At 54.7% G+C, this 21,745-nt stretch carries 23 protein-coding genes and 1 riboswitch; of the genes, 12 read left to right on the top strand and 11 right to left on the bottom strand.

Annotation, left to right across the window (positions count from 1 at the left end; all coding sequences use genetic code 11):
* Nucleotides 1-26: 26 nt before the first annotated feature.
* The 3 genes from ybiX (at nucleotide 27) to ybiJ (ending at nucleotide 1,610) form a co-directional block, all read left to right on the top strand.
* Entirely contained in the window at nucleotides 27-704 is a 678-nt protein-coding gene (gene ybiX / locus JQ822_RS02425) for a PKHD-type hydroxylase YbiX (protein WP_213132129.1), read from the top strand.
* Between the two features lie 77 nt (nucleotides 705-781).
* Nucleotides 782-1,048: a DksA/TraR family C4-type zinc finger protein gene (locus JQ822_RS02420; RefSeq protein ID WP_213132128.1), complete on the top strand. Its 267-nt coding sequence runs from the start codon at nucleotides 782-784 to the stop codon at nucleotides 1,046-1,048.
* 301 nt (nucleotides 1,049-1,349) lie between these two features.
* Nucleotides 1,350-1,610, top strand: coding sequence for a DUF1471 family protein YbiJ (ybiJ, locus tag JQ822_RS02415; protein ID WP_079936844.1), 261 nt, complete (start codon nucleotides 1,350-1,352; stop codon nucleotides 1,608-1,610).
* A 95-nt stretch (nucleotides 1,611-1,705) separates the two neighbouring features.
* Here the strand turns inward: ybiJ and JQ822_RS02410 are convergent, their stop codons facing one another.
* The 4 genes from JQ822_RS02410 to rhlE all read right to left on the bottom strand — a co-directional run bounded on the left by JQ822_RS02410 (nucleotide 1,706) and on the right by rhlE (nucleotide 7,542).
* Nucleotides 1,706-2,791 (bottom strand): malate/lactate/ureidoglycolate dehydrogenase, encoded by a 1,086-nt coding sequence (locus JQ822_RS02410; protein WP_213132127.1) that lies wholly within the window; start codon nucleotides 2,789-2,791, stop codon nucleotides 1,706-1,708.
* Between the two features lie 162 nt (nucleotides 2,792-2,953).
* Entirely contained in the window at nucleotides 2,954-3,922 is a 969-nt protein-coding gene (gene ybiB, locus JQ822_RS02405; RefSeq protein WP_213132126.1) for a DNA-binding protein YbiB, read from the bottom strand.
* A 29-nt stretch (nucleotides 3,923-3,951) separates the two neighbouring features.
* Nucleotides 3,952-6,102 carry an ATP-dependent DNA helicase DinG gene (gene dinG, locus JQ822_RS02400; RefSeq protein ID WP_213132125.1) on the bottom strand — a complete coding sequence of 717 codons (2,151 nt, stop codon included), beginning with the start codon at nucleotides 6,100-6,102 and terminating at the stop codon, nucleotides 3,952-3,954.
* 96 nt (nucleotides 6,103-6,198) lie between these two features.
* Nucleotides 6,199-7,542, bottom strand: a complete 1,344-nt coding sequence (rhlE, locus tag JQ822_RS02395) for an ATP-dependent RNA helicase RhlE (RefSeq protein ID WP_213132124.1) — start codon at nucleotides 7,540-7,542, stop codon at nucleotides 6,199-6,201.
* Between the two features lie 228 nt (nucleotides 7,543-7,770).
* On the opposite strand from rhlE, the gene cecR reads away from it, so the two are divergent.
* Genes cecR through JQ822_RS02370 form a run of 5 tightly spaced genes read left to right on the top strand, consistent with a single transcriptional unit; the run spans nucleotide 7,771 to nucleotide 13,412 of the window.
* Nucleotides 7,771-8,448, top strand: a complete 678-nt coding sequence (gene cecR / locus JQ822_RS02390; RefSeq protein WP_213132123.1) for a transcriptional regulator CecR — start codon at nucleotides 7,771-7,773, stop codon at nucleotides 8,446-8,448.
* Nucleotides 8,445-9,440, top strand: coding sequence for a secretion protein HlyD (gene hlyD / locus JQ822_RS02385; RefSeq protein WP_213132122.1), 996 nt, complete (start codon nucleotides 8,445-8,447; stop codon nucleotides 9,438-9,440). Before cecR ends, hlyD begins: the two co-directional genes overlap by 4 nt.
* On the top strand, nucleotides 9,433-11,169 hold the full coding sequence (locus JQ822_RS02380; protein ID WP_213132121.1) for an ATP-binding cassette domain-containing protein: 1,737 nt from the start codon (nucleotides 9,433-9,435) through the stop codon (nucleotides 11,167-11,169). Before hlyD ends, JQ822_RS02380 begins: the two co-directional genes overlap by 8 nt.
* Nucleotides 11,162-12,295: an ABC transporter permease gene (locus tag JQ822_RS02375; RefSeq protein WP_213132120.1), complete on the top strand. Its 1,134-nt coding sequence runs from the start codon at nucleotides 11,162-11,164 to the stop codon at nucleotides 12,293-12,295. The genes JQ822_RS02380 and JQ822_RS02375 overlap by 8 nt, the downstream gene beginning before the upstream one ends.
* 10 nt (nucleotides 12,296-12,305) lie before the next feature.
* Nucleotides 12,306-13,412 (top strand): ABC transporter permease, encoded by a 1,107-nt coding sequence (locus JQ822_RS02370; RefSeq protein WP_096757769.1) that lies wholly within the window; start codon nucleotides 12,306-12,308, stop codon nucleotides 13,410-13,412.
* Here the strand turns inward: JQ822_RS02370 and JQ822_RS02365 are convergent.
* On the bottom strand, nucleotides 13,374-13,784 hold the full coding sequence (locus JQ822_RS02365; RefSeq protein ID WP_213132119.1) for a YbhQ family protein: 411 nt from the start codon (nucleotides 13,782-13,784) through the stop codon (nucleotides 13,374-13,376). The genes JQ822_RS02370 and JQ822_RS02365 overlap by 39 nt on opposite strands.
* Nucleotides 13,785-13,914: 130 nt before the next feature.
* Between JQ822_RS02365 and JQ822_RS02360 the strand changes: the two genes are divergently transcribed.
* Genes JQ822_RS02360 through JQ822_RS02350 form a run of 3 tightly spaced genes read left to right on the top strand, consistent with a single transcriptional unit; the run spans nucleotide 13,915 to nucleotide 16,876 of the window.
* A complete protein-coding gene (locus JQ822_RS02360) occupies nucleotides 13,915-14,676 on the top strand; it encodes an endonuclease/exonuclease/phosphatase family protein (RefSeq protein ID WP_213132118.1) in 762 nt (253 codons plus the stop codon).
* Nucleotides 14,673-15,914 (top strand): cardiolipin synthase ClsB, encoded by a 1,242-nt coding sequence (gene clsB / locus JQ822_RS02355; protein WP_213132117.1) that lies wholly within the window; start codon nucleotides 14,673-14,675, stop codon nucleotides 15,912-15,914. Before JQ822_RS02360 ends, clsB begins: the two co-directional genes overlap by 4 nt.
* A complete protein-coding gene (locus JQ822_RS02350; RefSeq protein WP_213132116.1) occupies nucleotides 15,914-16,876 on the top strand; it encodes a lysylphosphatidylglycerol synthase domain-containing protein in 963 nt (320 codons plus the stop codon). The genes clsB and JQ822_RS02350 overlap by 1 nt, the downstream gene beginning before the upstream one ends.
* Before the next feature lie 39 nt (nucleotides 16,877-16,915).
* On the opposite strand, the gene JQ822_RS02345 is transcribed toward JQ822_RS02350, so the two are convergent.
* The 6 genes from JQ822_RS02345 to moaA form a co-directional block, all read right to left on the bottom strand.
* On the bottom strand, nucleotides 16,916-17,620 hold the full coding sequence (locus JQ822_RS02345; protein ID WP_213132115.1) for a Bax inhibitor-1/YccA family protein: 705 nt from the start codon (nucleotides 17,618-17,620) through the stop codon (nucleotides 16,916-16,918).
* Between the two features lie 44 nt (nucleotides 17,621-17,664).
* The gene (gene moaE / locus JQ822_RS02340; protein ID WP_213132114.1) at nucleotides 17,665-18,117 is read right to left on the bottom strand and encodes a molybdopterin synthase catalytic subunit MoaE; all 453 of its coding nucleotides are present in this window, start codon (nucleotides 18,115-18,117) and stop codon (nucleotides 17,665-17,667) included.
* 1 nt (nucleotide 18,118) lies between these two features.
* Nucleotides 18,119-18,364, bottom strand: a complete 246-nt coding sequence (gene moaD / locus JQ822_RS02335) for a molybdopterin synthase sulfur carrier subunit (RefSeq protein WP_213132113.1) — start codon at nucleotides 18,362-18,364, stop codon at nucleotides 18,119-18,121.
* A complete protein-coding gene (moaC, locus tag JQ822_RS02330) occupies nucleotides 18,357-18,842 on the bottom strand; it encodes a cyclic pyranopterin monophosphate synthase MoaC (RefSeq protein WP_213132112.1) in 486 nt (161 codons plus the stop codon). The genes moaD and moaC overlap by 8 nt, the downstream gene beginning before the upstream one ends.
* Before the next feature lie 2 nt (nucleotides 18,843-18,844).
* A complete protein-coding gene (moaB, locus tag JQ822_RS02325; RefSeq protein WP_043015676.1) occupies nucleotides 18,845-19,357 on the bottom strand; it encodes a molybdenum cofactor biosynthesis protein B in 513 nt (170 codons plus the stop codon).
* A 19-nt stretch (nucleotides 19,358-19,376) separates the two neighbouring features.
* Entirely contained in the window at nucleotides 19,377-20,366 is a 990-nt protein-coding gene (gene moaA / locus JQ822_RS02320) for a GTP 3',8-cyclase MoaA (protein WP_213132111.1), read from the bottom strand.
* A riboswitch (molybdenum cofactor riboswitch) is annotated at nucleotides 20,354-20,498 on the bottom strand. Its footprint overlaps the gene before it by 13 nt.
* Before the next feature lie 288 nt (nucleotides 20,499-20,786).
* Between moaA and yvcK the strand changes: the two genes are divergently transcribed.
* Entirely contained in the window at nucleotides 20,787-21,695 is a 909-nt protein-coding gene (gene yvcK, locus JQ822_RS02315) for a uridine diphosphate-N-acetylglucosamine-binding protein YvcK (RefSeq protein ID WP_213132110.1), read from the top strand.
* Nucleotides 21,696-21,745 lie beyond the last annotated feature (50 nt).

Raw genomic sequence — 21,745 nt, 5'->3', positions numbered from 1 at the left:
AAGCCCCACTTTCAGGAGAGACACCGATGATGTACCACATTCCTGGCGTGTTATCGCCGCAGGACGTTGCCTGGTTTCGTGAACAATTGGACACAGCAGAGTGGATAGATGGCCGCGCCACCACTGGTGCTCAGGGTGCACAGGTTAAAAATAACCAGCAGATTGATACCCGTAGCGAACGCTATGCCACGTTACAGAAAGAGGTGCTGGCCGCCGTGAACAACAGCGCGCTGTTCTTTGCCGCTGCGTTACCCAAAACGCTTTCCACCCCGTTGTTCAACCGTTATCAGAACGCTGAGACCTACGGCTTTCACGTCGATGGCGCAGTGCGTAGCCATCCGGATAGCGGCTGGATGCGCACCGACCTTTCCGCCACCTTATTCTTAAGCGATCCCGACAGCTATGAAGGCGGGGAACTGCGGGTCAACGACACCTACGGCCAGCATGCGGTCAAACTCCCGGCTGGCGATCTGGTGCTTTACCCTTCCAGCAGCCTGCACTGTGTGACTCCAGTGACGCGTGGCGTCCGCGTGGCCTCGTTTATGTGGATCCAGTCGATGATCCGTGACGATAAAAAACGCGCCATGCTCTTTGAGCTGGATAAGAACATCCAGTCCCTGAAAGCACGCCATGGCGAAAGCACCGAGATCCTGTCGCTGCTCAATCTTTACCATAACCTGCTGCGCGAATGGTCTGAAATCTGACGTCGCACTTGTCTGTTCGTTTTTCGCCCATACTATTCGCTATAATTATCATACAACCCGAATGTGAGGAGGCGACTGTGGCATCCGGATGGGCAAATGACGACGCAGTGAACGAACAGATCAACAATACTATTGAAGATGCTGTCGCCCGCGCCCGTGGCGAGTTACCCACGGGAGAAAGTCTGTATGAATGCGAAGAATGTGGCGATCTTATCCCTCATGCCCGGCGAGAGGCGGTTCCAGGGGTACGTTTGTGCATCACCTGCCAGCAGGATAAAGATTCACATAACGCAGTATATTCAGGATATAATCGCAGAGGATCGAAAGACAGCCAGCTACGTTGACCCTTCTTTACCAAAAGTTTCAGCGCATACGATTTCCTTTACGAGCACGGTTTTTCGCGATGGGTGTAGCAAAATGTGCCGTTGTCACTTGCTCTGTAAAGCGCAATGACAAGAACTGTAAATCCCTCTTCTGAATTTATTAATATTCAATAAGTTATTTGTCATTCAATTTTTTTGATTGATGCCGTCAATTCTATTCGATTTTCTCTCACATAAAAAAACGTGATACTTCTCACATCGACAGAACAACGTCTACCGAACAAAACAACTGACTAACAGAATAACCTGCGAGAGATTAATCATGAAAAATATCAAATATGCTGTTGCCGCCATCGCCCTGTCTACCCTGTCATTTGGCGTTTTCGCTGCCGAGCCGGTTTCCTCCACTCAGGCACAAAGCATGAATAAAATTGGTGTGGTTTCTGCTGATGGCGCCACCACGCTGGATGGCCTGGAAGCAAAACTGGCTGAAAAAGCTGCCGCTGCGGGTGCAAGTGGCTACAGCATTACGTCCGCTGTCGGTAAAGACAAAATGAGCGGCACTGCGGTTATCTACAAATAACCGACGAATTACCTGCACGACCCAAGGCTCCAACCCTCATTGACCCTGTTTGTTACCCTTTGTTTTCCCGTCCACCAGGACGGGCTTTTTTTTACCTATTGTTCCAGTCGTTGACGGAATTCCTGCAACACCGCGTCCGGCATACCCACTTGCTGCGCCGCTTCGCAAATCGCCTGCCAGCTTCCGGCGTCCAGCGGGATACCCTGCGCCAGTCGTGCCTGGCGGGTATTCACTTCCCACTCACCCGGTAACAGAATTGGGGTCTCCTCGGCATGCGGCGAGGCTTTGACCCATTTCGCAAATGCCGCAACCTGATTGTCGCAATCCGGCGCACCAAATAGCGCCGGGTTAAGAATAATTGTCGTCATGCAGTTAACGATCGCATCAGCACTGTCCTGCAAACTCTCTTCGTGCGTTGTTTTACCGCCGGAAAGCGCGCCGCCAAGAATTTCACACATTGCCGCCAACGCGTAGCCTTTGTGCTGGGCAAAGGTAAGCAGCGAGCCCAACGGGGACTCCTGCATCACGGCAGGATCGGTGGTGGGCGCACCGTCTGCGTCAATCAGACAGCCCGGCGCGACCGGCTCCCCCTTATGCCACGCGACGCGCGTTTTACCAAAAGCAATGGCGCTGGTCGCATAGTCCAGCAGCAGCGGGAAGTCATTCTTACGTGGAAACACGGCGCAGAAGGGGTTGGTGCCGAAACGGCTATCACGGCCATGAAAAGGTGCAACCATCGGGATCCCCACCACATTTACAAAATGCACCGAGACAAAACCTGCCGCTGCACATTGCTCCGCCCAGTAGCCAATGCGCCCGATATGGTGCGAATTATGTAGCGCCACGGCGGCGATACCATACTGACGTGCTTTTTCGATCCCGAGTGCGATGGCCTCATGCGCCGCCACCTGGCCAAACGCGCAATCGCCGTCAAGCGTTACCACCGCCCCTACATCTTTGACCACTTTGGCATGACGGTTGATCTGCAGATGCCCCTGCGAGAATGAGCGAACATAGCTTGGGATCATGCCAATGCCGTGGGAATCGTGCCCGGCGAGGTTTGAGGCGATCAGATGATCGGCCACTAAGCGTGCTTCCTGCTCCTCACTGCCCATGTGACGGAAAACGGCCTGAATAAAGGCGTGCAGCGCGGGCGCATGAAAGCGGTGTCCACTGTTCATGGTTATCTCCTGTTGTGTTGCGTGTTTGTTGTGTTTCTTATTTTTCAACAAACTATGCTGCGCTACGACGGTCAGGAGGTCAATAAACGTGCAGAAATTTCACATTGCAGGAAAGGACAGACCGACAGGCCTGGCACACGACCTGTCGGGAGAGCGAAGGGATCAGAAGTTTTGTTCGACGCGGGTAAATCCTTCAGCCAGTGTGGCAACTTCGCCGGTTGCTACCAGACAGCACGCCATCTGAATCTTCAACGAGGCCGGTACTGGCTCGCTTCCGGCCAGACAACGCTCTATCCAGCGCGCCGTGGTTTCCGGATCTTTTGCCACCGGCAGCGGCACCGGCTCTTCAGGCATTTCACTCTGACGCTCCTGCAGCACTCGCACACCGGATGAATCAATCAGGCTTATCTGCGGGCAACGCTGGGGGTTGGCGTACACTTCCCCTTCTGTACCGTGCATCAGCAAGCCGCGCCCACCGATATCGCCAAAGAATTTCGCCACCCGCGATACGTATTCCGGGTGTGAAACGCTGGAAAGACGCAGCGCCGCATCTTCGGCAAACGGCGTGGCTAATTTCGCCAGCGTATGTGCACTATTACGCACCCCCATTCGCCAGCGCATCGCCAGCTGTTTTTCCAGCGGAGGGCACAGCGCGCTCACCGGAATATACACCGGCTCATGCCCCTCGAGTTTTGCCTGCGCCTGCCCGGCATGCAGAGTTGGCGCAATACCCATCAGGTCAAAAATGGTTTCCGTCAGTACGCGGGTTGGATCTTCACTTACCCCATGCACCACGACCGGAAAACCCAGTTTATGCAGCAAAATAGCTAACAGCGGCGTCAGATTAGCCTGCTTGCGTGCGCCGTTGTAGCTGGGAATAACAACAGGCATCGGTTTTGCAACGGGCGGCGTCAGACGAATGGTATGGTTTTGCATTGCCTCATAAAAGCCCAGCATTTCCGCCTCACCTTCCCCTTTAATGCGCAGCGCAATCAATACGCCCCCCATCTCCAGATCAGGCACGTCGCCGTTCAACATGTGAGTATACAGTCCGCGAGCGGTATCCTGGTCCAGGTCACGCGCGTGATTTTTACCTCGCCCGATCTCTTTGATGATTTTGCGGTAATCCATCGATAACTCCTTGCCTGTTGCTCACATCGTTAACGCCGACGGCGGCGCGTGGGTTTCGCTTTTTCTTTTGGTTTTACTATAACGTCTGGCACACCAGGTTGCTCTATCGGAAATACGGGTAACGCATTCAGTAAACGCTGACCATAGTTTTTGGTCAATAACCGCTTGTCGTAAATCACCACTTCGCCCCAGCAACCGTGGCTACGAATGAGTCGCCCAACCTGCTGGATCAAATTGAACGACGCCGCAGGTAAACTCTGCACCTCGAAGGGGTAACGATTCAGGCTTTTCAGCCATTCCCCCTCAGTCACCACTACCGGGCTGTCGATAGGCGGAAACGCGATTTTGTGAATATGCACCTGGGTTAACAGGTCACCTTTTAAATCCAGTCCTTCGGCAAAAGATTGCAGCCCGACCAGCACGCTACGCTCACCGTTTTGCACCCGCTTGCGGTGCAACTCTACCAGACGGTAACGCGGCTGATCACCCTGTACCAGCAACAGTAGACGCAAATCGGTTACGTGTTCAAGAAAACGCTGCATCGCGCGGCCGCTGGCAAAGAGCACCAGCATGCCCTGATGCTTTTTGCTTTCCACCTGCTCGCGGAAATAGGCCGCCATTTCGGCAATATGCTGCTCTTCGTTCTCCATTAACGGTTCGTAACGCATCTGCGGAATGACAATTTTGCCTTGCTCGACATGATTAAACGGTGAGTCCAGCGCCACAAAGCGGTCCCCGGCCTTTTCTTTCAGGCCGCTCATCTCCTGCAGTCGCGAGAAACTGTTGAGCGAGCGCAGCGTTGCCGAGGTAACGATAATATGCGGCACGCTGCGCCACAGCAGACGTTCAAGCTGATCGCTGACGCGGATCCCCACGCAGTGGAACCAGACGTGGAGTTGCCCGTCACGCACGTCGCGCGTTACCCATTTGGTCACCGGTGCGCCTGATGACTGCGCCAGAGAGGCCAGCCGCCAGAGCTTACTTTGCGCCTCAAACATACCCAGCGCCCGGTTCATCTGCAAAATCACCCGATGCAGACGCACAATATCGTGGCTGCCGGTTTTTTCACTGAGATCGTTGAGGAACAGCTCTGCCAGACCGCGCAGCATCTCGGTTAGCTTCGCCAGACGCTGACAAATCTCCATGACTTCCGCAGGCAACTCGCCCATTGCAAACCGGTGTTCAGCTTCCTGGGTGGCGGGCAGATACAGATTAAGGATGCTGTTTAATGAAGCGATCAGTTCATACAGCTCTTCACAATGGGCGTTCAGACGCTCTGGATTGGCCAACGGCGGTGTAGTTTTCGGGCGGAACTGCTCCAGGCAGGTAGCCACTAACTTGCTGAATAGATCCAACTGGAGCCGATACCAGGGCGCGGTGATTTCTGCGCTCATTTCCAGTGCATCGCGCGCGACGTCCGGCAGATGGTGGCCTTCATCGAGCACCAGCAGCAGGTTTTTTGGCTCCGGCAGGACAGCCTCGCTCTCCATAGCCGCCATCACCAGCGCATGGTTTGCCACCACCACTTCAGCTTCCTGAATTTCCCGGCGGGCAACAAAAAACGGGCATTCCCGGTAGTAGTGACAGTTACGGTTCAGGCAGCTGGCTTTGTCGGTGCTCAGACGCTGCCAGAGTCCATCATCAATGGCAATATCGGTGTGATCGCGCAGCCCGTCCCATTTGTAGGTATCAAGGTCGCCTTTGAGCCTGGCACAGCGTTTTTGTTCTTCCTGGTTATTTGGCGTCAGTTCATCGTCGAGAAATGCCAGCAGATCCTGCTGATTGGGTTCGCTACTGGCCAACGCCGCCAGGTTACGCGGGCAGACATAACGTCCGCGCCCAAACGCGGCGGTAAAACGCAGGTCGGGGATAATTTTGCGCAGTAGCGGCAAGTCTTTACTGTAGATCTGATCCTGCAGCGCGACGTTGGCGGTGCTGACCACCAGCGTCTTTTGTTCTTCACGGGCAATGGCGATTCCCGGAATTAAATAGGAGAGCGTTTTCCCGACGCCGGTCGGCGCTTCGATAGCCAGATGCCGCCCGTCTTCCCCGGCCAGCGTTTTAGCGACATCAGCAATCATCTGCCGCTGCGGTGCTCGGGGGATAAAGTCGGGGATCTGTTCCTGAAGCGCCTTATACCAGGCGGCAATTTGCGCTTTCAGCGCCGCTGTTAATGCCATGAGAAAACCTGAAGTACTGTATAAACAGCCACTATTGTGGCACTTTCTGACACGCGTCGCAAAAAGAAAAGCCCGGCTATTCGGCCGGGCTCGCAATTACTGCGCTGAAGACGGTCTGCGCGGGCGACGCGGTGGGCGCGGCTTGTCGCCTGCCGGTTTGCCTTCGCTAGTACGCGGTTTCGCTTTTGGCGCACCGCCGTCCTGACGACGCGGCTGCTGTCCGCGACCCGCTCCGCCTTGTCCACGACCGCCGCCACCACGCTGCTGACGTCCGTTCTGGATAGGCTCTGCTTTAATCGACGGGTCCGGCGCATAGCCATCAACGGCAATACGTGGGATCTCTTTTTTCAGCAGTTTCTCAATGTCATGCAGCAGTTTGTGCTCATCAACACACACCAGAGACAGCGCTTCACCGGTGGCTGCAGCACGACCGGTACGACCAATACGGTGCACGTAATCTTCCGGTACGTTTGGCAGCTCGTAGTTCACCACGTGAGGCAGTTCTTCAATGTCGAGCCCACGCGCAGCGATGTCGGTCGCCACCAGCACGCGAATGTCGCCGGATTTAAAATCTGCCAGCGCACGCGTACGCGCACCCTGCGATTTATTGCCGTGTATTGCCGCGCTGCGAATGCCGTCTTTATTCAGCTGTTCTGCCAGGTGGTTTGCACCATGCTTGGTACGGGTAAAGACCAGCACCTGCTGCCAGTTACCCTGACCAATCATCTGCGACAGCAATTCACGTTTGCGTTTTTTATCCACGAAGTGAACGAACTGGCTGACCTGCTCAGACGCGGTATTACGACGCGCGACTTCAATTTCCAGCGGGTTATGCAGCAGTTTTTCTGCCAGCGATTTAATGTCATCAGAGAACGTTGCGGAGAACAGCAGGTTCTGACGTTTAGCCGGCAACTTAGCCAGTACGCGACGAATATCGTGGATAAAGCCCATATCCAGCATACGGTCAGCTTCATCCAGCACCAGGATCTCAACCTGATCCAGTTTCACCGCGTTTTGATGTTCGAGATCGAGTAAACGGCCCGGCGTTGCCACCAGCACATCCACACCACTGCGCAGTTTCATCATCTGTGGGTTAATACTCACCCCACCGAAAACCACCAGTGAGCGAATGTTCAGATATTTGCTGTAATCGCGGACGTTTTCGCCAATTTGAGCCGCCAGTTCGCGGGTTGGCGTGAGGATCAGCGCACGCACCGGACGACGGCCTTTGCCATGCGGTTCATGAGAAATGAGGTGTTGTAACAGCGGCAGGGTAAAACCTGCCGTTTTACCCGTACCGGTCTGGGCGCTCGCCATCAGATCGCGGCCTTCCAGCACCGCAGGGATAGCCTGCTGCTGAATAGGGGTAGGTTCACGGTAACCCTGCTCGGCTACAGCGCGCAAGATATCAGGGTTTAAACCAAGGGAATCAAAAGACATAACTACTCCGAACCGCCCTGACCGTTACCGGTGTCGTTTTCAGGACGATACTCGCAAAAGAGATGACAAAAACCACAATGTCATGAAGGGGCGGAGTGTAGCAGTTTTTGTGATGTACCGCATAATTATCCCGCCAGTCGCAAAAAACAAAATAAGCCACCAGACTAGACAAGTGCAGATATCAGTCATAATCTTAATCAATCGATTGATTAATAATTTGGCCGTGCCATGAATACACCCACCATGACAACCAAAGGTGAACAGGCAAAGAACCAGCTTATTGCCGCTGCGCTGGCACAGTTTGGTGAATATGGCCTGCACGCCACCACGCGTGATATTGCCGCCCAGGCCGGACAGAACATCGCCGCCATTACCTACTATTTTGGCTCAAAAGAGGATTTATATCTCGCCTGTGCCCAGTGGATTGCGGATTTTATCGGTTCACAGTTTCGCCCTCACGCTGAAGAAGCCGAGCGCCTGTTTGCCCAACCAGAGCCGGACCGGGCCGCCATGCGCAAACTGATCCTCCGCGCCTGCAAAAACATGATCATGCTGTTAACCCAGGACGATACGGTTAACTTGAGCAAATTTATCTCACGCGAACAGCTCTCGCCCACCGCGGCCTATCAACTGGTGCACGACCAGGTGATCAACCCGTTGCACAGCCACCTGACCCGCCTGATTGCTGCCTATACGGGCCGCGATGCCAGTGATACCCAAATGATCCTGCACACCCACGCCATACTGGGTGAGGTGCTGGCCTTCCGTCTGGGGAAAGAAACCATTCTGTTGCGCACGGGCTGGTCACAATTTGATGAGGATAAAACCGCGCTGATTGACCAAACGATCACCTGTCACATCGATCTTATTCTGCAAGGTTTAACGCAAAGGAGTCTGGAGTCATGAAAAAACCTGTCGTTCTCGGGCTGGTTATCGCGGCCCTCGTTGCCGTCATCGCCGGTGGAACGTGGTGGTATCAAAGCCGACAAGATAACGGCCTGACCCTGTACGGCAACGTCGATATCCGCAGCGTCAATTTGAGTTTTCGCGTGGGTGGCAGGCTGGCCTCGCTGGCGGTTGACGAAGGCGATGCGATTACCGCCGGCCAGGTACTGGGCGAACTGGACCACGCGCCGTACGAAAATGCGCTAATGCAGGCGAAAGCCAACGTTGCCGCTGCGCAGGCGCAGTACGACCTGATGCTGGCAGGATATCGTGAAGAAGAGATCGCGCAAACCGCAGCGGCCGTGAAACAGGCGCAGGCGGCGTATGACTACGCGCAGAACTTTTATAACCGCCAGTCAGGATTGTGGAAAAGCCGCACTATTTCCGCCAACGATCTGGAGAACGCCCGTTCATCGCGCGACCAGGCGCTGGCGACGCTGAAATCCGCGCAGGATAAGCTCAGTCAGTACCGCAGCGGTAATCGTCCGCAGGATATCGCCCAGGCGAAAGCAACCCTCGAACAGGCCCAGGCGCAGCTGGCGCAGGCTGAACTCGATCTGCATGACACCACGCTGACCTCCCCGTCTGACGGTACGCTGCTTACCCGTGCGGTTGAACCCGGCAGTATGCTGAGCGCGGGCGGTACAGCGCTGACGCTGTCGCTTACCCGCCCGGTGTGGGTGCGCGCCTATGTTGACGAACGCAATCTAAGCCAGGCGCAGCCAGGCCGTGAGATTCTGCTTTACACGGACGGTCGCCCGGACAAACCGTACCACGGTAAAATCGGCTTTGTGTCGCCAACAGCAGAGTTTACCCCGAAAACAGTAGAGACCCCGGACCTGCGTACCGATCTGGTTTATCGCCTGCGCATTGTGGTAACCGATGCCGACGACGCGCTACGCCAGGGGATGCCGGTGACGGTGAAGTTCGGTGACGAGGCGCGGCATGAATGACGCGGTCATTACCCTCAACGGGCTGGTTAAGCGCTTTGCCGGGATGGAAAAACCGGCGGTCGCCCCGCTCGACTGCACGATTCACGCAGGCTATGTCACCGGTCTGGTAGGTCCTGACGGCGCGGGGAAAACCACACTGATGCGCATGCTGGCGGGCCTGTTGAAACCCGACGACGGCAGCGCGACGGTGATTGGCTTTGACCCGATCGTTAACGACAGCGCCCTGCATGCGGTGCTGGGTTATATGCCGCAGAAATTCGGCCTGTATGAAGACCTGACCGTCATGGAGAACCTCAATCTCTATGCCGATTTGCGCAGCGTCACCGGTGACGCACGGGAAAAAACCTTTGCTCGTCTGCTGGAATTTACCTCGCTGGGGCCGTTTACCGGGCGTCTGGCGGGCAAACTCTCCGGTGGGATGAAGCAGAAGCTGGGCCTTGCCTGTACGCTGGTCGGTGAACCCAAAGTGCTGCTGCTGGATGAGCCGGGCGTGGGCGTGGACCCAATCTCCCGCCGCGAACTGTGGCAAATGGTCCACGAACTGGCCGGGGATGGCATGTTGATCCTCTGGAGTACTTCGTATCTGGATGAAGCCGAGCAGTGCCGTGATGTGCTGCTGATGAACGAAGGCGAACTGCTGTACCAGGGCGATCCCACGCAGCTTACGCAGACCATGGCGGGGCGCAGTTTTTTAATGAGCAGCCCGCAGGAAAATAACCGCCGACTTCTGCAACGGGCGTTAAAACTGCCGCAGGTCAGCGACGGCATGATTCAGGGGAAATCTGTTCGCCTGATCCTGAAAAAAGAAGCTACGGCGGAAGATATTCGCCAGGCTCAGGGCATGCCGGAAATCACCATCACCAGCACTACCCCGCGCTTTGAAGATGCTTTTATCGATTTACTCGGCGGCGCAGGAACGTCTGAATCCCCGCTGGGCGCTATCCTGCATACCGTGGAAGGTACAGCGGGCGAAACGGTGATTGAAGCCAAAGCGCTGACCAAAAAATTTGGTGATTTTGCCGCCACCGACCATGTGGATTTTGCCGTGCAGCGCGGTGAGATTTTTGGCCTGCTAGGTCCCAACGGTGCGGGCAAGTCGACCACCTTTAAAATGATGTGCGGCCTGCTGGTCCCTACCTCCGGTAAAGCGCTGGTGCTGGATATGGACCTGAAAGTCAGTTCCGGCAAAGCACGCCAGCATCTGGGTTATATGGCGCAGAAATTCTCTCTCTACGGCAACCTGACGGTGGAGCAAAATCTGCGCTTTTTCTCCGGCGTCTACGGCCTGCGCGGTCGGGCGCAGAAAGACAAAATCGATCGTATGAGCGAGGCGTTCGGCCTGAAGAGCATTGCCTCTCATGCCACTGACGAACTGCCGCTGGGTTTTAAGCAGCGGCTGGCACTGGCCTGTTCACTGATGCATGAACCCGACATCCTGTTCCTCGATGAACCGACCTCGGGGGTCGATCCCCTCACCCGTCGTGAGTTCTGGCTGCATATCAACAGCATGGTGGAGAAAGGCGTGACGGTGATGGTCACCACCCACTTTATGGATGAGGCGGAATATTGTGACCGTATCGGACTGGTGTACCGCGGCAAGCTGATTGCCAGCGGCACGCCGGACGACCTGAAAGCGCAGGCCGCCGATAATGACACGCCGGACCCCACCATGGAGCAGGCGTTTATTACGCTTATCAATGACTGGGATAAGGAACATGCGCATGAGTAATCACTCTCTTTCATGGCGACGCGTGCGCGCACTGTGCATTAAAGAAACGCGGCAGATCGTGCGCGATCCCAGTAGCTGGCTGATTGCGGTGGTGATCCCACTGCTGCTGCTGTTTATCTTCGGCTACGGGATTAACCTTGACTCCAGCAAGCTGCGGGTGGGGATTTTACTCGAACAGCAAAGCGAAGAGGCGCTGGACTTTACCCATACCATGACCGGCTCGCCGTATATTGACGCTACCATCAGCGATAACCGCCAGGAATTGATTGAGAAAATGCAGGCCGGACGCATTCGCGGGCTGGTGGTGATCCCGGTGGACTTTGCCCAGCAGATGGCGCGACCAAACGACATTGCGCCCATTCAGGTGATCACCGACGGCAGCGAACCAAACACGGCCAACTTTGTGCAGGGTTATGTGGAAGGCATCTGGCAGATTTGGCAAAAACAGCGGGCAGAAGATCGCGGGGAATCGTTTGAGCCGCTGATCGACGTACAGACCCGCTACTGGTTTAACCCGGCGGCTATCAGCCAGCACTTTATTATCCCTGGGGCGGTGACCATTATTATGACGGTCATCGGCGCGATCCTGACTTCATTAGTGGTCGCGCGGGAGTGGGAGCGCGGCACCATGGAAGCGCTGCTGTCTACGGAAGTCACCCGCGTCGAATTACTGCTGTGCAAACTGATCCCCTATTATTTTCTCGGCATGCTGGCGATGCTGCTGTGCATGCTGGTGTCGGTATTTATTCTTGGCGTGCCCTATCGCGGCTCGCTGCTGATCCTGTTTTTTATCACCAGCCTGTTTCTGCTCAGCACGCTTGGTATGGGATTGCTGATCTCCACCATCACCCGCAACCAGTTTAACGCCGCGCAGGTCGCGCTAAACGCAGCGTTTTTGCCGTCGATTATGTTGTCGGGCTTTATCTTCCAGATAGACAGCATGCCCGCCATTATTCGCGCAGTGACCTATATTATTCCCGCGCGCTATTTCGTCAGCACCTTGCAAAGCCTGTTTCTGGCGGGAAATATTCCGCTGGTGTTGATTATCAACGTGCTGTTTTTAATCGCTTCGGCGGTGATGTTTATTGGCCTGACGTGGCTTAAAACCAAACGTCGGCTGGATTGAGGGGACGGGTATGTTTCATCGTTTATGGACGTTAATTCGCAAAGAGCTGCAATCGCTGTTGCGCGAACCGCAGACGCGGGCGATCCTGATTTTGCCGGTGCTGATTCAGGTCATCCTGTTTCCATTTGCGGCAACATTAGAAGTGACCAACGCCACTATCGCCATCTATAACGAAGACAACGGCAAGCATTCGGTGGAATTAACCCAGCGCTTTGCCCGCGCCAGCGCCTTTACCCATATCCTGCTGCTGAAAAGCCCGCAGGAGATCCAGCCCACCATCGACACGCAAAAGGCGCTGCTGTTGGTGCGCTTTCCGGCCGACTTTTCACGTAATCTGGATACCTTCCAGCAGGCACCGATGCAGCTTATCCTTGACGGACGAAACTCCAACAGCGCGCAGATCGCGGCAAATTATCTGCAACAGATCGTCAAGGAATACCAGCAGGAATTGATGGACGGCAAAGCGAAGCCGAACAACAGCGAACTGGTGGTGCGTAACTGGTATAACCCGAATCTGGATTACAAATGGTTCGTCGTTCCGTCGCTGATCGCCATGATCACCACCATTGGCGTGATGATCGTCACTTCGCTGTCAGTGGCCCGCGAACGTGAGCAAGGCACGCTGGATCAGCTGCTGGTTTCCCCGCTCACGACATGGCAAATTTTCATTGGTAAAGCGGTGCCTGCGCTGATCGTGGCCACCTTTCAGGCCACCATCGTGCTGGCGATTGGCATCTGGGCCTATCACATTCCGTTTGCCGGTTCGCTGGGGTTGTTCTACTTCACGATGGTGATTTACGGGCTGTCGCTGGTGGGCTTTGGTCTGCTGATTTCATCGCTGTGTTCAACACAGCAGCAGGCGTTTATCGGCGTGTTTGTCTTTATGATGCCCGCGATTTTGCTTTCAGGGTACGTCTCTCCGGTCGAAAATATGCCGGTATGGCTGCAGAATCTGACATGGATAAACCCAATCCGCCACTTTACGGACATCACGAAACAGATTTACCTGAAGGATGCGAGCCTGAAGATTGTCTGGGGAAGTTTGTGGCCGCTGTTGGTGATAGCGGCCACTACCGGGTCAGCGGCGTATGCGATGTTTAGACGCAAAGTGATGTAGTTTTTTGTCTTTCGCCAACAGCGAAATCACCGCGGGTCCGGCAAGGACAGCCAGCCCCGCCAACGCCAGTAAGACGTTGTTTTGCAGTACGCGGGACAGCAGCCACAGTACGATCATCGCCGCACCGAAATACCACGTGGTGGTCAGTTCTTCCAGTACGTCAGCGACATCACGCCAGCGCTGTTCATGATGACGCTGCAACGCCAGCATTAATAAAACCGTGACGCCGTAAACGACGCATAATCCCAGGCCGACGCGCACCAGTGTGCCGCTCATCCAGCCCATTACCAGCAATGCCACTACCAGTAAATGCAACACAATCTGCCAGCAACTAAGACCTGTTGCGACACGAACACGTTGTTGCCACCTCATGGCTTTTCTCCTGAAGGATCTTTAACTAATTATTCAGAGTACCGGACTTTACGGAAAATTCCGTAACACCGCATCCTTTTGTGACGCCGACTACACTATTTAAAAGAAAAAAGACGTCAACAGGAGCCCCATGACCGAATCAGCAGATCGATTTTCATTCAATGTGCTCACCATTAATACACACAAAGGTTTTACCGCCTTTAATAAGCGATTTATTTTGCCTGAGCTACGGGACGCCATCAGGACGGTCGGCGCGGACATTGTATGTCTGCAGGAAGTGATGGGCGCGCACGCAGTTCATTCCCTGCGCGTGGAAAACTGGCCCGACACTACACACTACGAGTTTCTCGCGGATACCGTGTGGCGCGATTTTGCCTACGGACGCAATGCCGTTTATCCGCAGGGACATCACGGCAATGCGGTGCTGTCACGCTATCCCATTGAACATTATGAAAATCGGGATGTGTCAGTCGGGGGCACGGAAAAGCGCGGCGTGCTTTACTGCCGCATCGTGCCACCGATGCTCCCTCATCCGATTCATGTGATGTGCGTGCATCTTGGTTTACGTGAAGCCCACCGCCAGGCGCAGCTGACCATGCTGGCGGATTGGGTCAACGCCCTGCCCAACGCAGAGCCGGTGGTGGTGGCCGGGGATTTCAACGACTGGCGACAAACAGCCAATTACCCGTTGAAGGTTCATGCCGGTCTTGACGAAATTTTTACCCGCGCCCACGGTCACCCGGCGCGGACCTTTCCGGTGCAATTTCCGCTGCTGCGTCTTGACAGGATCTATGTGAAAAACACCAATGCCAGTACTCCAACGGCGCTGGCACTACGCCACTGGCGACATTTGTCTGACCATGCCCCCCTGAGCGCGGAGATTCATTTATGAAATATGGCTGGCGTGAAGGCAATCAAATTCAACTGCTGGAAAACGGCGACCAGTACTACCCCGCCGTCTTTAAAGCCATTGAACAGGCGCAGCAAAAAATCATCCTCGAAACCTTCATCTGGTTTGAAGACGAGGTAGGGAAACAACTGCATGCCACGCTGCTCAGTGCAGCACAGCGTGGCGTCAAAGCCGAAGTGTTGCTCGATGGCTACGGGTCACCGGATCTCAGCGATGACTTTGTCGGTGAACTCACCACAGCTGGTGTAGTTTTCCGCTATTACGATCCGCGTCCGCGTCTGTTTGGCATGCGCACCAACCTTTTTCGCCGCATGCATCGCAAAATTGTGGTGATTGATGACCGCGTCGCTTTCGTCGGCGGCATCAATTATTCCGCTGAACATATGTCCGATTACGGCCCGGAGGCCAAGCAGGATTACGCCGTGCGTATTGAAGGTCCCATCGTGGCAGACATCCTGACCTTTGTGCTGGAAAACCTGCCGGGACAAAGCGCCGTGCGCCGCTGGTGGCGACGACATCATCGGGCAATCGAAAATCGCCAGCCTGGCGAAGCGCAGGCGCTGTTTGTCTGGCGCGATAACGAAGAGCATCGCGATGATATTGAACGTCATTATTTGAAAATGCTGACCCAGGCCAGACGCGAAGTGATCATAGCCAATGCTTATTTCTTCCCCGGTTATCGCCTGCTGCATGCGCTGCGCAAGGCGGCCAGGCGCGGCGTACGGGTAAAACTGATTGTGCAGGGAGAACCGGATATGCCGATTGTAAAAGTGGGCGCTCGCCTGCTGTACAACTATCTGGTGAAAGGCGGCGTCCATGTTTATGAATACCGCCGTAGGCCCCTGCACGGCAAAGTCGCGCTAATGGACGATCACTGGGCAACGGTAGGCTCCAGCAACCTCGACCCGCTCAGCCTGTCGCTCAATCTGGAGGCAAACATCATTATTCATGACCGCGCGTTTAACCAGGTCCTGCGGGACAATCTGAACCTTATTATTGCTAAGGATTGTCAGCAGGTGGATGAATCGATGCTGCCGAGGCGTACCTGGTGGAACCTGACCAAGAGCGTGCTGGCGTTCCACTTTTTACGCCACTTTCCGGCGCTGGTCGGCTGGCTACCGGCGCACACACCGCTCCTCACCGAGGTCGATCCGCCCGCGCAGCCGACCCTGGAAACGCAGAACCGTATTCAGACTGAGGATGCAGGAGGGAAACCCTGATGGCAAAAGCATCCCCCCGCTGGCGACTGGCAAAAAAAATCTTCACCTGGCTGTTTTTTATCGCGGTAATTGTGCTGCTGGTGGTTTATGCCAGCAAGGTCAACTGGCAGGAGGTCTGGACAGTAATCCGCGATTACAACCGGCTTGCTCTGCTCAGCGCCGTGGGGCTGGTGATCGTCAGTTATTTACTCTACGGCTGTTATGATCTGCTCGGACGCTATTACTGCGGGCACAAGCTGGCAAAACGCCAGGTGATGCTGGTGTCGTTTATCTGTTACGCCTTTAACCTGACGTTAAGCACCTGGGTGGGCGGTATTGGCATGCGTTATCGGCTCTATTCCCGCCTCGGATTACCGGGGAGTACGATCACGCGTATTTTCTCACTCAGCATTACCACTAACTGGCTGGGTTATATTCTGCTGGGCGGATTTATTTTTACCTTCGGCGTCGTTCAACTGCCTGCGCACTGGTATATCGATGAGGGTACGCTGCGCATTTTGGGCGTGTCTCTGCTGCTGATTATTGGCGTTTATCTGTGGTTTTGCGCCTTCGCTAAACATCGCCATATCACCATTAAAGGCCAAAAGCTGGTGCTACCCTCCTGGAAATTTGCCCTGGCGCAAATGGCGATCTCCGCTACCAACTGGATGGTCATGGGGGCGATTATCTGGTTGTTGCTGGGTCAGGGCATCAACTATTTCTTCGTACTGGGCGTACTACTGGTGAGTAGTATTGCCGGGGTTATCGTGCATATTCCGGCGGGGATCGGCGTACTGGAAGCGGTCTTTATGGCGCTGCTGGCCGGAGAGAATATCTCGCAGGGCACGATCATCGCCGCCCTGATTGCATATCGCGTGCTGTATTATTTTACCCCGCTGCTGCTGGCGTTAATGTGTTATCTGTTGCTGGAGAGTCGGGCGAAAAATCTGCGGGCAAAAAACGAAAAAGCGATGGCGAAATAATTTGCCGGATGGCGGCTTACGCCATCCGGCAACAGAGAATTAACGACGATTACCGAAGATACGCAGCAGCATCAGGAACAGGTTGATGAAGTCCAGATACAGCGTTAACGCCCCAAGGATTGCGTATTTACGCAGGTTGGAGCTGTCGCGCAGGTCAATTTGCTCGCCGATATTTTTCAGCTTCTGCGTGTCATAAGCCGTCAGGCCGACAAACACAATCACCCCAATGTAGGTAACTGCCCACATCAGCGCTTCACTCTTCAGCCAAAAGTTAACCAGCGAGGCCAGCACAATACCGATCAGCGCCATAAACAGCATATTGCCGAAGCCGCTGAGATCGCGTTTGGTGGTGTAACCGTACAGGCTCATGATACCGAACATCCCGCCTGTAACCACAAAGGTGCTGGCAATAGACGAGTAGGTATAAACGATAAAGATGCTCGACAACGTCAGCCCGGTTAATGCCGAATAGAGCATAAACAGCGTGGTGGCCATGCCCGCGCTAAGTTTTTGCACCATGCCGGAAAGGACGAACACCAGCGCCAGTTGGGCGATGATCAGCCCAAAGAAGGTGATTTTGCTGGAAAAGACAAACATCATCACCGCAGGCGTATTCGCCGCATACCAGGCAATAAACGCCGTCAGTAACAACCCGCAGGTCATCCAGCCGTAGACCTGCGCCATATAGGTTTGCAAGCCGGTACGGGCCTGCACAATAGAATCGGATCGTGGGAATCGGTCCATGACAATCTCCTGAATCAGTATGAGCCTAACACAAGTGTACTACTCTACCAGCGTTTTGCCGCCTGCTTATCGCTGTCGCGAGCGTCAACCCAACGTTCGCCTTCCGGCGTAGCTTCGCGCTTCCAGAACGGCGCGCGGGTTTTCAGGTAATCCATAATGAACTGCCCGGCTTCAAAAGCACTGCTGCGATGTGCGCTGGTCACACCAACGAAGACGATTTCATCTCCCGGCCACAGCTCACCAATGCGATGGATCACCGTCACACGGCCCAACGGCCAGCGCTCACGCGCCTCATCGACGATTTCCGCCAGCGCTTTTTCGGTCATGCCAGGGTAATGCTCCAGCGTCAGCGCCTGCACGCTGTCACCGAGATTATGATTACGGACTTTACCGGTAAAAGTAACCACCGCGCCGTCTTCATCCCGCTCGGCAAGCCAGGGATATTCCTCCCCGACGCGAAACGGCGCATGGCCAACAACAATTCGCGTTTCAGCCATCTTAGCCTCCGGTTACCGGTGGGAAGAAAGCCACTTCGTCACCGGCGTTAAGAGGATGGTCAAAGCTTACCAGCGTCTGGTTTACGGCAGCCAGCAGCTTGCCATCTTCCAGCGCCAGCGCCCAACGATCGCTCTGTGCTGCCAGATGCTGGCGCAGCGCTTCTACCGTTGGAAACTCGGCGGCTACTTCTAACGCATCCGTGTTCACCAGCTCTCGCACCTGGGCAAAAAAAAGCACCTTAATCATTCGCATCTACCTTAAAATCGCCCGACTTGCCGCCGCTTTTCGCCAGCAGACGCACCGGACCAATCACCATATCTTTTTGTACCGCTTTGCACATGTCGTAGATGGTCAACGCTGCCACGGAGGCCGCCGTTAACGCTTCCATTTCAACGCCGGTTTTGCCGGTGAGGCGACACAGCGATTCAATGCGTACGCGGTTGTGTTCCGGCTCGGCGCGCAGATTGACTTCAACCTTGCTCAGCATCAGCGGGTGACACAGCGGGATAAGATCCCAGGTCCGTTTAGCGGCCTGAATACCCGCAATACGCGCTGTGGCGAATACATCACCCTTATGGTGACTGCCATCGATAATCATCGTCAGCGTTTGTGCGTGCATGGTGACGAAGGCTTCAGCACGCGCCTCGCGTACGGTTTCTGCTTTGGCGGAGACATCAACCATGTGCGCTTCGCCAGCGGCGTTAATATGAGTCAGTTGCGACATACTTATTTCTTCAAATGTGGGTGGAAGTTACACGGACGCGTACGGGCATCAAGCTGTGGCGCAATGATATTTTCCCAGGCGGTACGACACGCTTTGGTCGACCCCGGCATGGCGAAAATCAACGTTTTATTCGCTACCCCGGCAATCGCCCGGGATTGCAGCGTCGCGGTGCCAATCTCTTCAAACGAGAGCATACGGAATACTTCGCCAAACCCTTCGACTTCTCTATCGAACAGCGGTTGCAGCGCTTCCGGCGCCTGGTCCCCTTCGGTCAACCCTGTGCCGCCGGTAATCAGCACCACCTGCACATCGTCGCTGGCAATCCAGGCGGAAACCTGGGCGCGGATGGCGTAACGGTTCTCTTTGACAATCGCCTTGTCGACAATCTGATGACCCGCTTCTTGCGCCGAGTCGCGCAGATAATGGCCGGAGGTATCGTCCTCTTCGCCACGACGACTGGAAACGGTAAGAATAGCAATGCGTGTCGGGATAAATTCAGCGCTTACCTGACTCATGAAAAACTCCTTTTAGCGATCAGCCGCCAATGTAAGATAAGTTTTGCGTAATACCGGTATTGTTCTGATGCAGGAAATGAGTCTGCTTTTTCTCCAGCAGCGCGGCTGAGATACGCTCTTCCAGCGCAGGCTGCTGCGTATCATCTTCCAGCAAATCGCGCAGGCTGACCCCGCCTTCACCGAATAAGCACAGATGCAGTTTGCCAACAGAAGAGACGCGCAGACGGTTGCAGGTGGCGCAGAAGTCTTTCTCATAAGGCATGATCAGACCGATTTCACCTGCATAGTCAGGGTGGCAGAAGACCTGCGCCGGACCGTCGCTACGCTGGCGTAGCTGGTGGATCCAGCCGCGACGCAGCAGTTCATCGCGCAGTACCTGCCCGGAGATATGGTGTTTACGGAAGAGAGAGCTGCCCTCGCCGGTTTCCATCAGTTCTATAAAGCGTAACTGAATCGGACGCGGCTGGATCCAGGCGAGAAAGGTGTCCAACTGGTGGTGGTTTACATCGCGCATCAGCACGGTGTTTACTTTGACTTTCTCAAAACCGGCATCAAAGGCGGCATCAATGCCCGCCATCACCTGTTGAAATTTATCCTGCCCGGTAATGGCATGGAACTGACGGGCATCGAGGCTATCAACGCTGACGTTCAGCGCCGTAAGTCCCGCCTCGCGCCAGGTGGCAGCATCCCGCGCCAGACGATAGCCGTTGGTGGTCACCGCAATCTGGCGGATGGCGTCATTTTCTCGCACGGCAGCGATGATGTCGGTAAAGTCGCGACGCAATGACGGTTCGCCCCCGGTCAGACGCACTTTTTCCGTTCCCAGACTGGCAAACGCACGCGTGACGCGACGAATTTCATCAACGGTCAGAAAGCCGTTATTAGTGACCCCACCGGGCTTGTAGCCATCCGGCAGACAGTAGGTGCAACGAAAGTTACACACATCGGTAATCGACAAACGTAAGTAATAAAACTTACGTGCGAAAGCATCGGTAAGTTGAGAGCCCATGTACACCTTTCCAAATACGGGAGGCGGAGTCATTTCTTCCTGCGCCCTGGTGACAATCTGTTGAAGCCTTGTCACGGCCAAAGCACCGTATCATTTGACCCAGGTGCAGAGGCTAGAGTGTTTATACTCGTCATACGTCGAGTACATTGTGGTTATGCCGATACTAGCGTGTAAATGGTAGTTTTGCCATTTTCACTTTCGCTATATAATCTTGTACATAGCGACATGATCGTGCAATTTCGCTACAGAATAAGCAAAAACCACAGTTTTGCATTGATATACATCATCTTGCTATCAGGTGAATGTCGTCAGAAAGGGGTAGATCGCAAAAATTTATTTTCACGCAAGCCCGCTGGCTAATTGCTGAAAACCCACAATTTACGCTACTGTAACGTCGATCAATTGATATCAGGAATAACTATGCGCACTCGTACGCTGGCGGATCTGGATCGCGTTGTCGCTCTCGGCGGAGGGCATGGATTAGGACGCGTTCTCTCTTCACTATCTCCTTTAGGTTCACGCCTGACAGGCATTGTCACAACCACCGACAACGGCGGTTCCACGGGGCGTATTCGTCGCTCTGAAGGCGGCATCGCCTGGGGAGACATGCGTAACTGTCTGAACCAGTTAATTACCCAACCCAGCGCCGCATCCGCGATGTTTGAGTACCGTTTTGGCGGTAATGGCGAGCTTTCCGGACATAACCTCGGAAATCTGATGTTAAAGGCGTTAGATCACCTGAGCGTGCGGCCTCTGGAGGCGATTAATTTAATTCGTAGTCTACTGAAAGTGGACGCGCATTTAATTCCGATGTCTGAGCTGCCGGTCGATCTAATGGCTATCGACGATCAGGGACATGAGGTTTATGGCGAGGTGAATATCGATCAGCTCACCATCCCTCCTCAGGAGCTGATGCTGTCGCCAAAAGTGCCGGCTACGCGCGAAGCGGTAGAGGCTATCGCTGAAGCAGATTTAATTCTGATCGGGCCGGGCAGTTTTTATACCAGCCTGATGCCAATCCTGCTGCTCGACGAAATGGCGCAGGCTTTGCGACGCACTCCGGCTCCAATGGTGTATATCGGCAATCTGGGGCGTGAATTAAGCCTGCCAGCCGCCAGCCTGACGCTTAACGACAAGCTAACCATCATTGAACAGTACGTCGGAAAAAAAGTCATTGATGCGGTGGTTGTCGGACCAAAAGTGGATGCTTCCAGCGTTAGCGACCGCATTGTGATTCAGGACGTGCTGGAAGCCAGCGATATTCCGTATCGCCACGACCGCCAGTTGTTGAACAACGCGCTGGAAAAAGCGGTGCAGGCTTTAGGCTGAGCGCATTTGCCTGATGGCGCTGACGCTTATCAGGCCAACACAGACCTTGA

The organism is Citrobacter sp. FP75 (assembly GCF_018342065.1).
Lineage (GTDB): Bacteria > Pseudomonadota > Gammaproteobacteria > Enterobacterales > Enterobacteriaceae > Citrobacter.
Note: the sequence above shows the minus strand (reverse complement) of the source record. Positions and strands in the feature narration are given on the sequence as shown.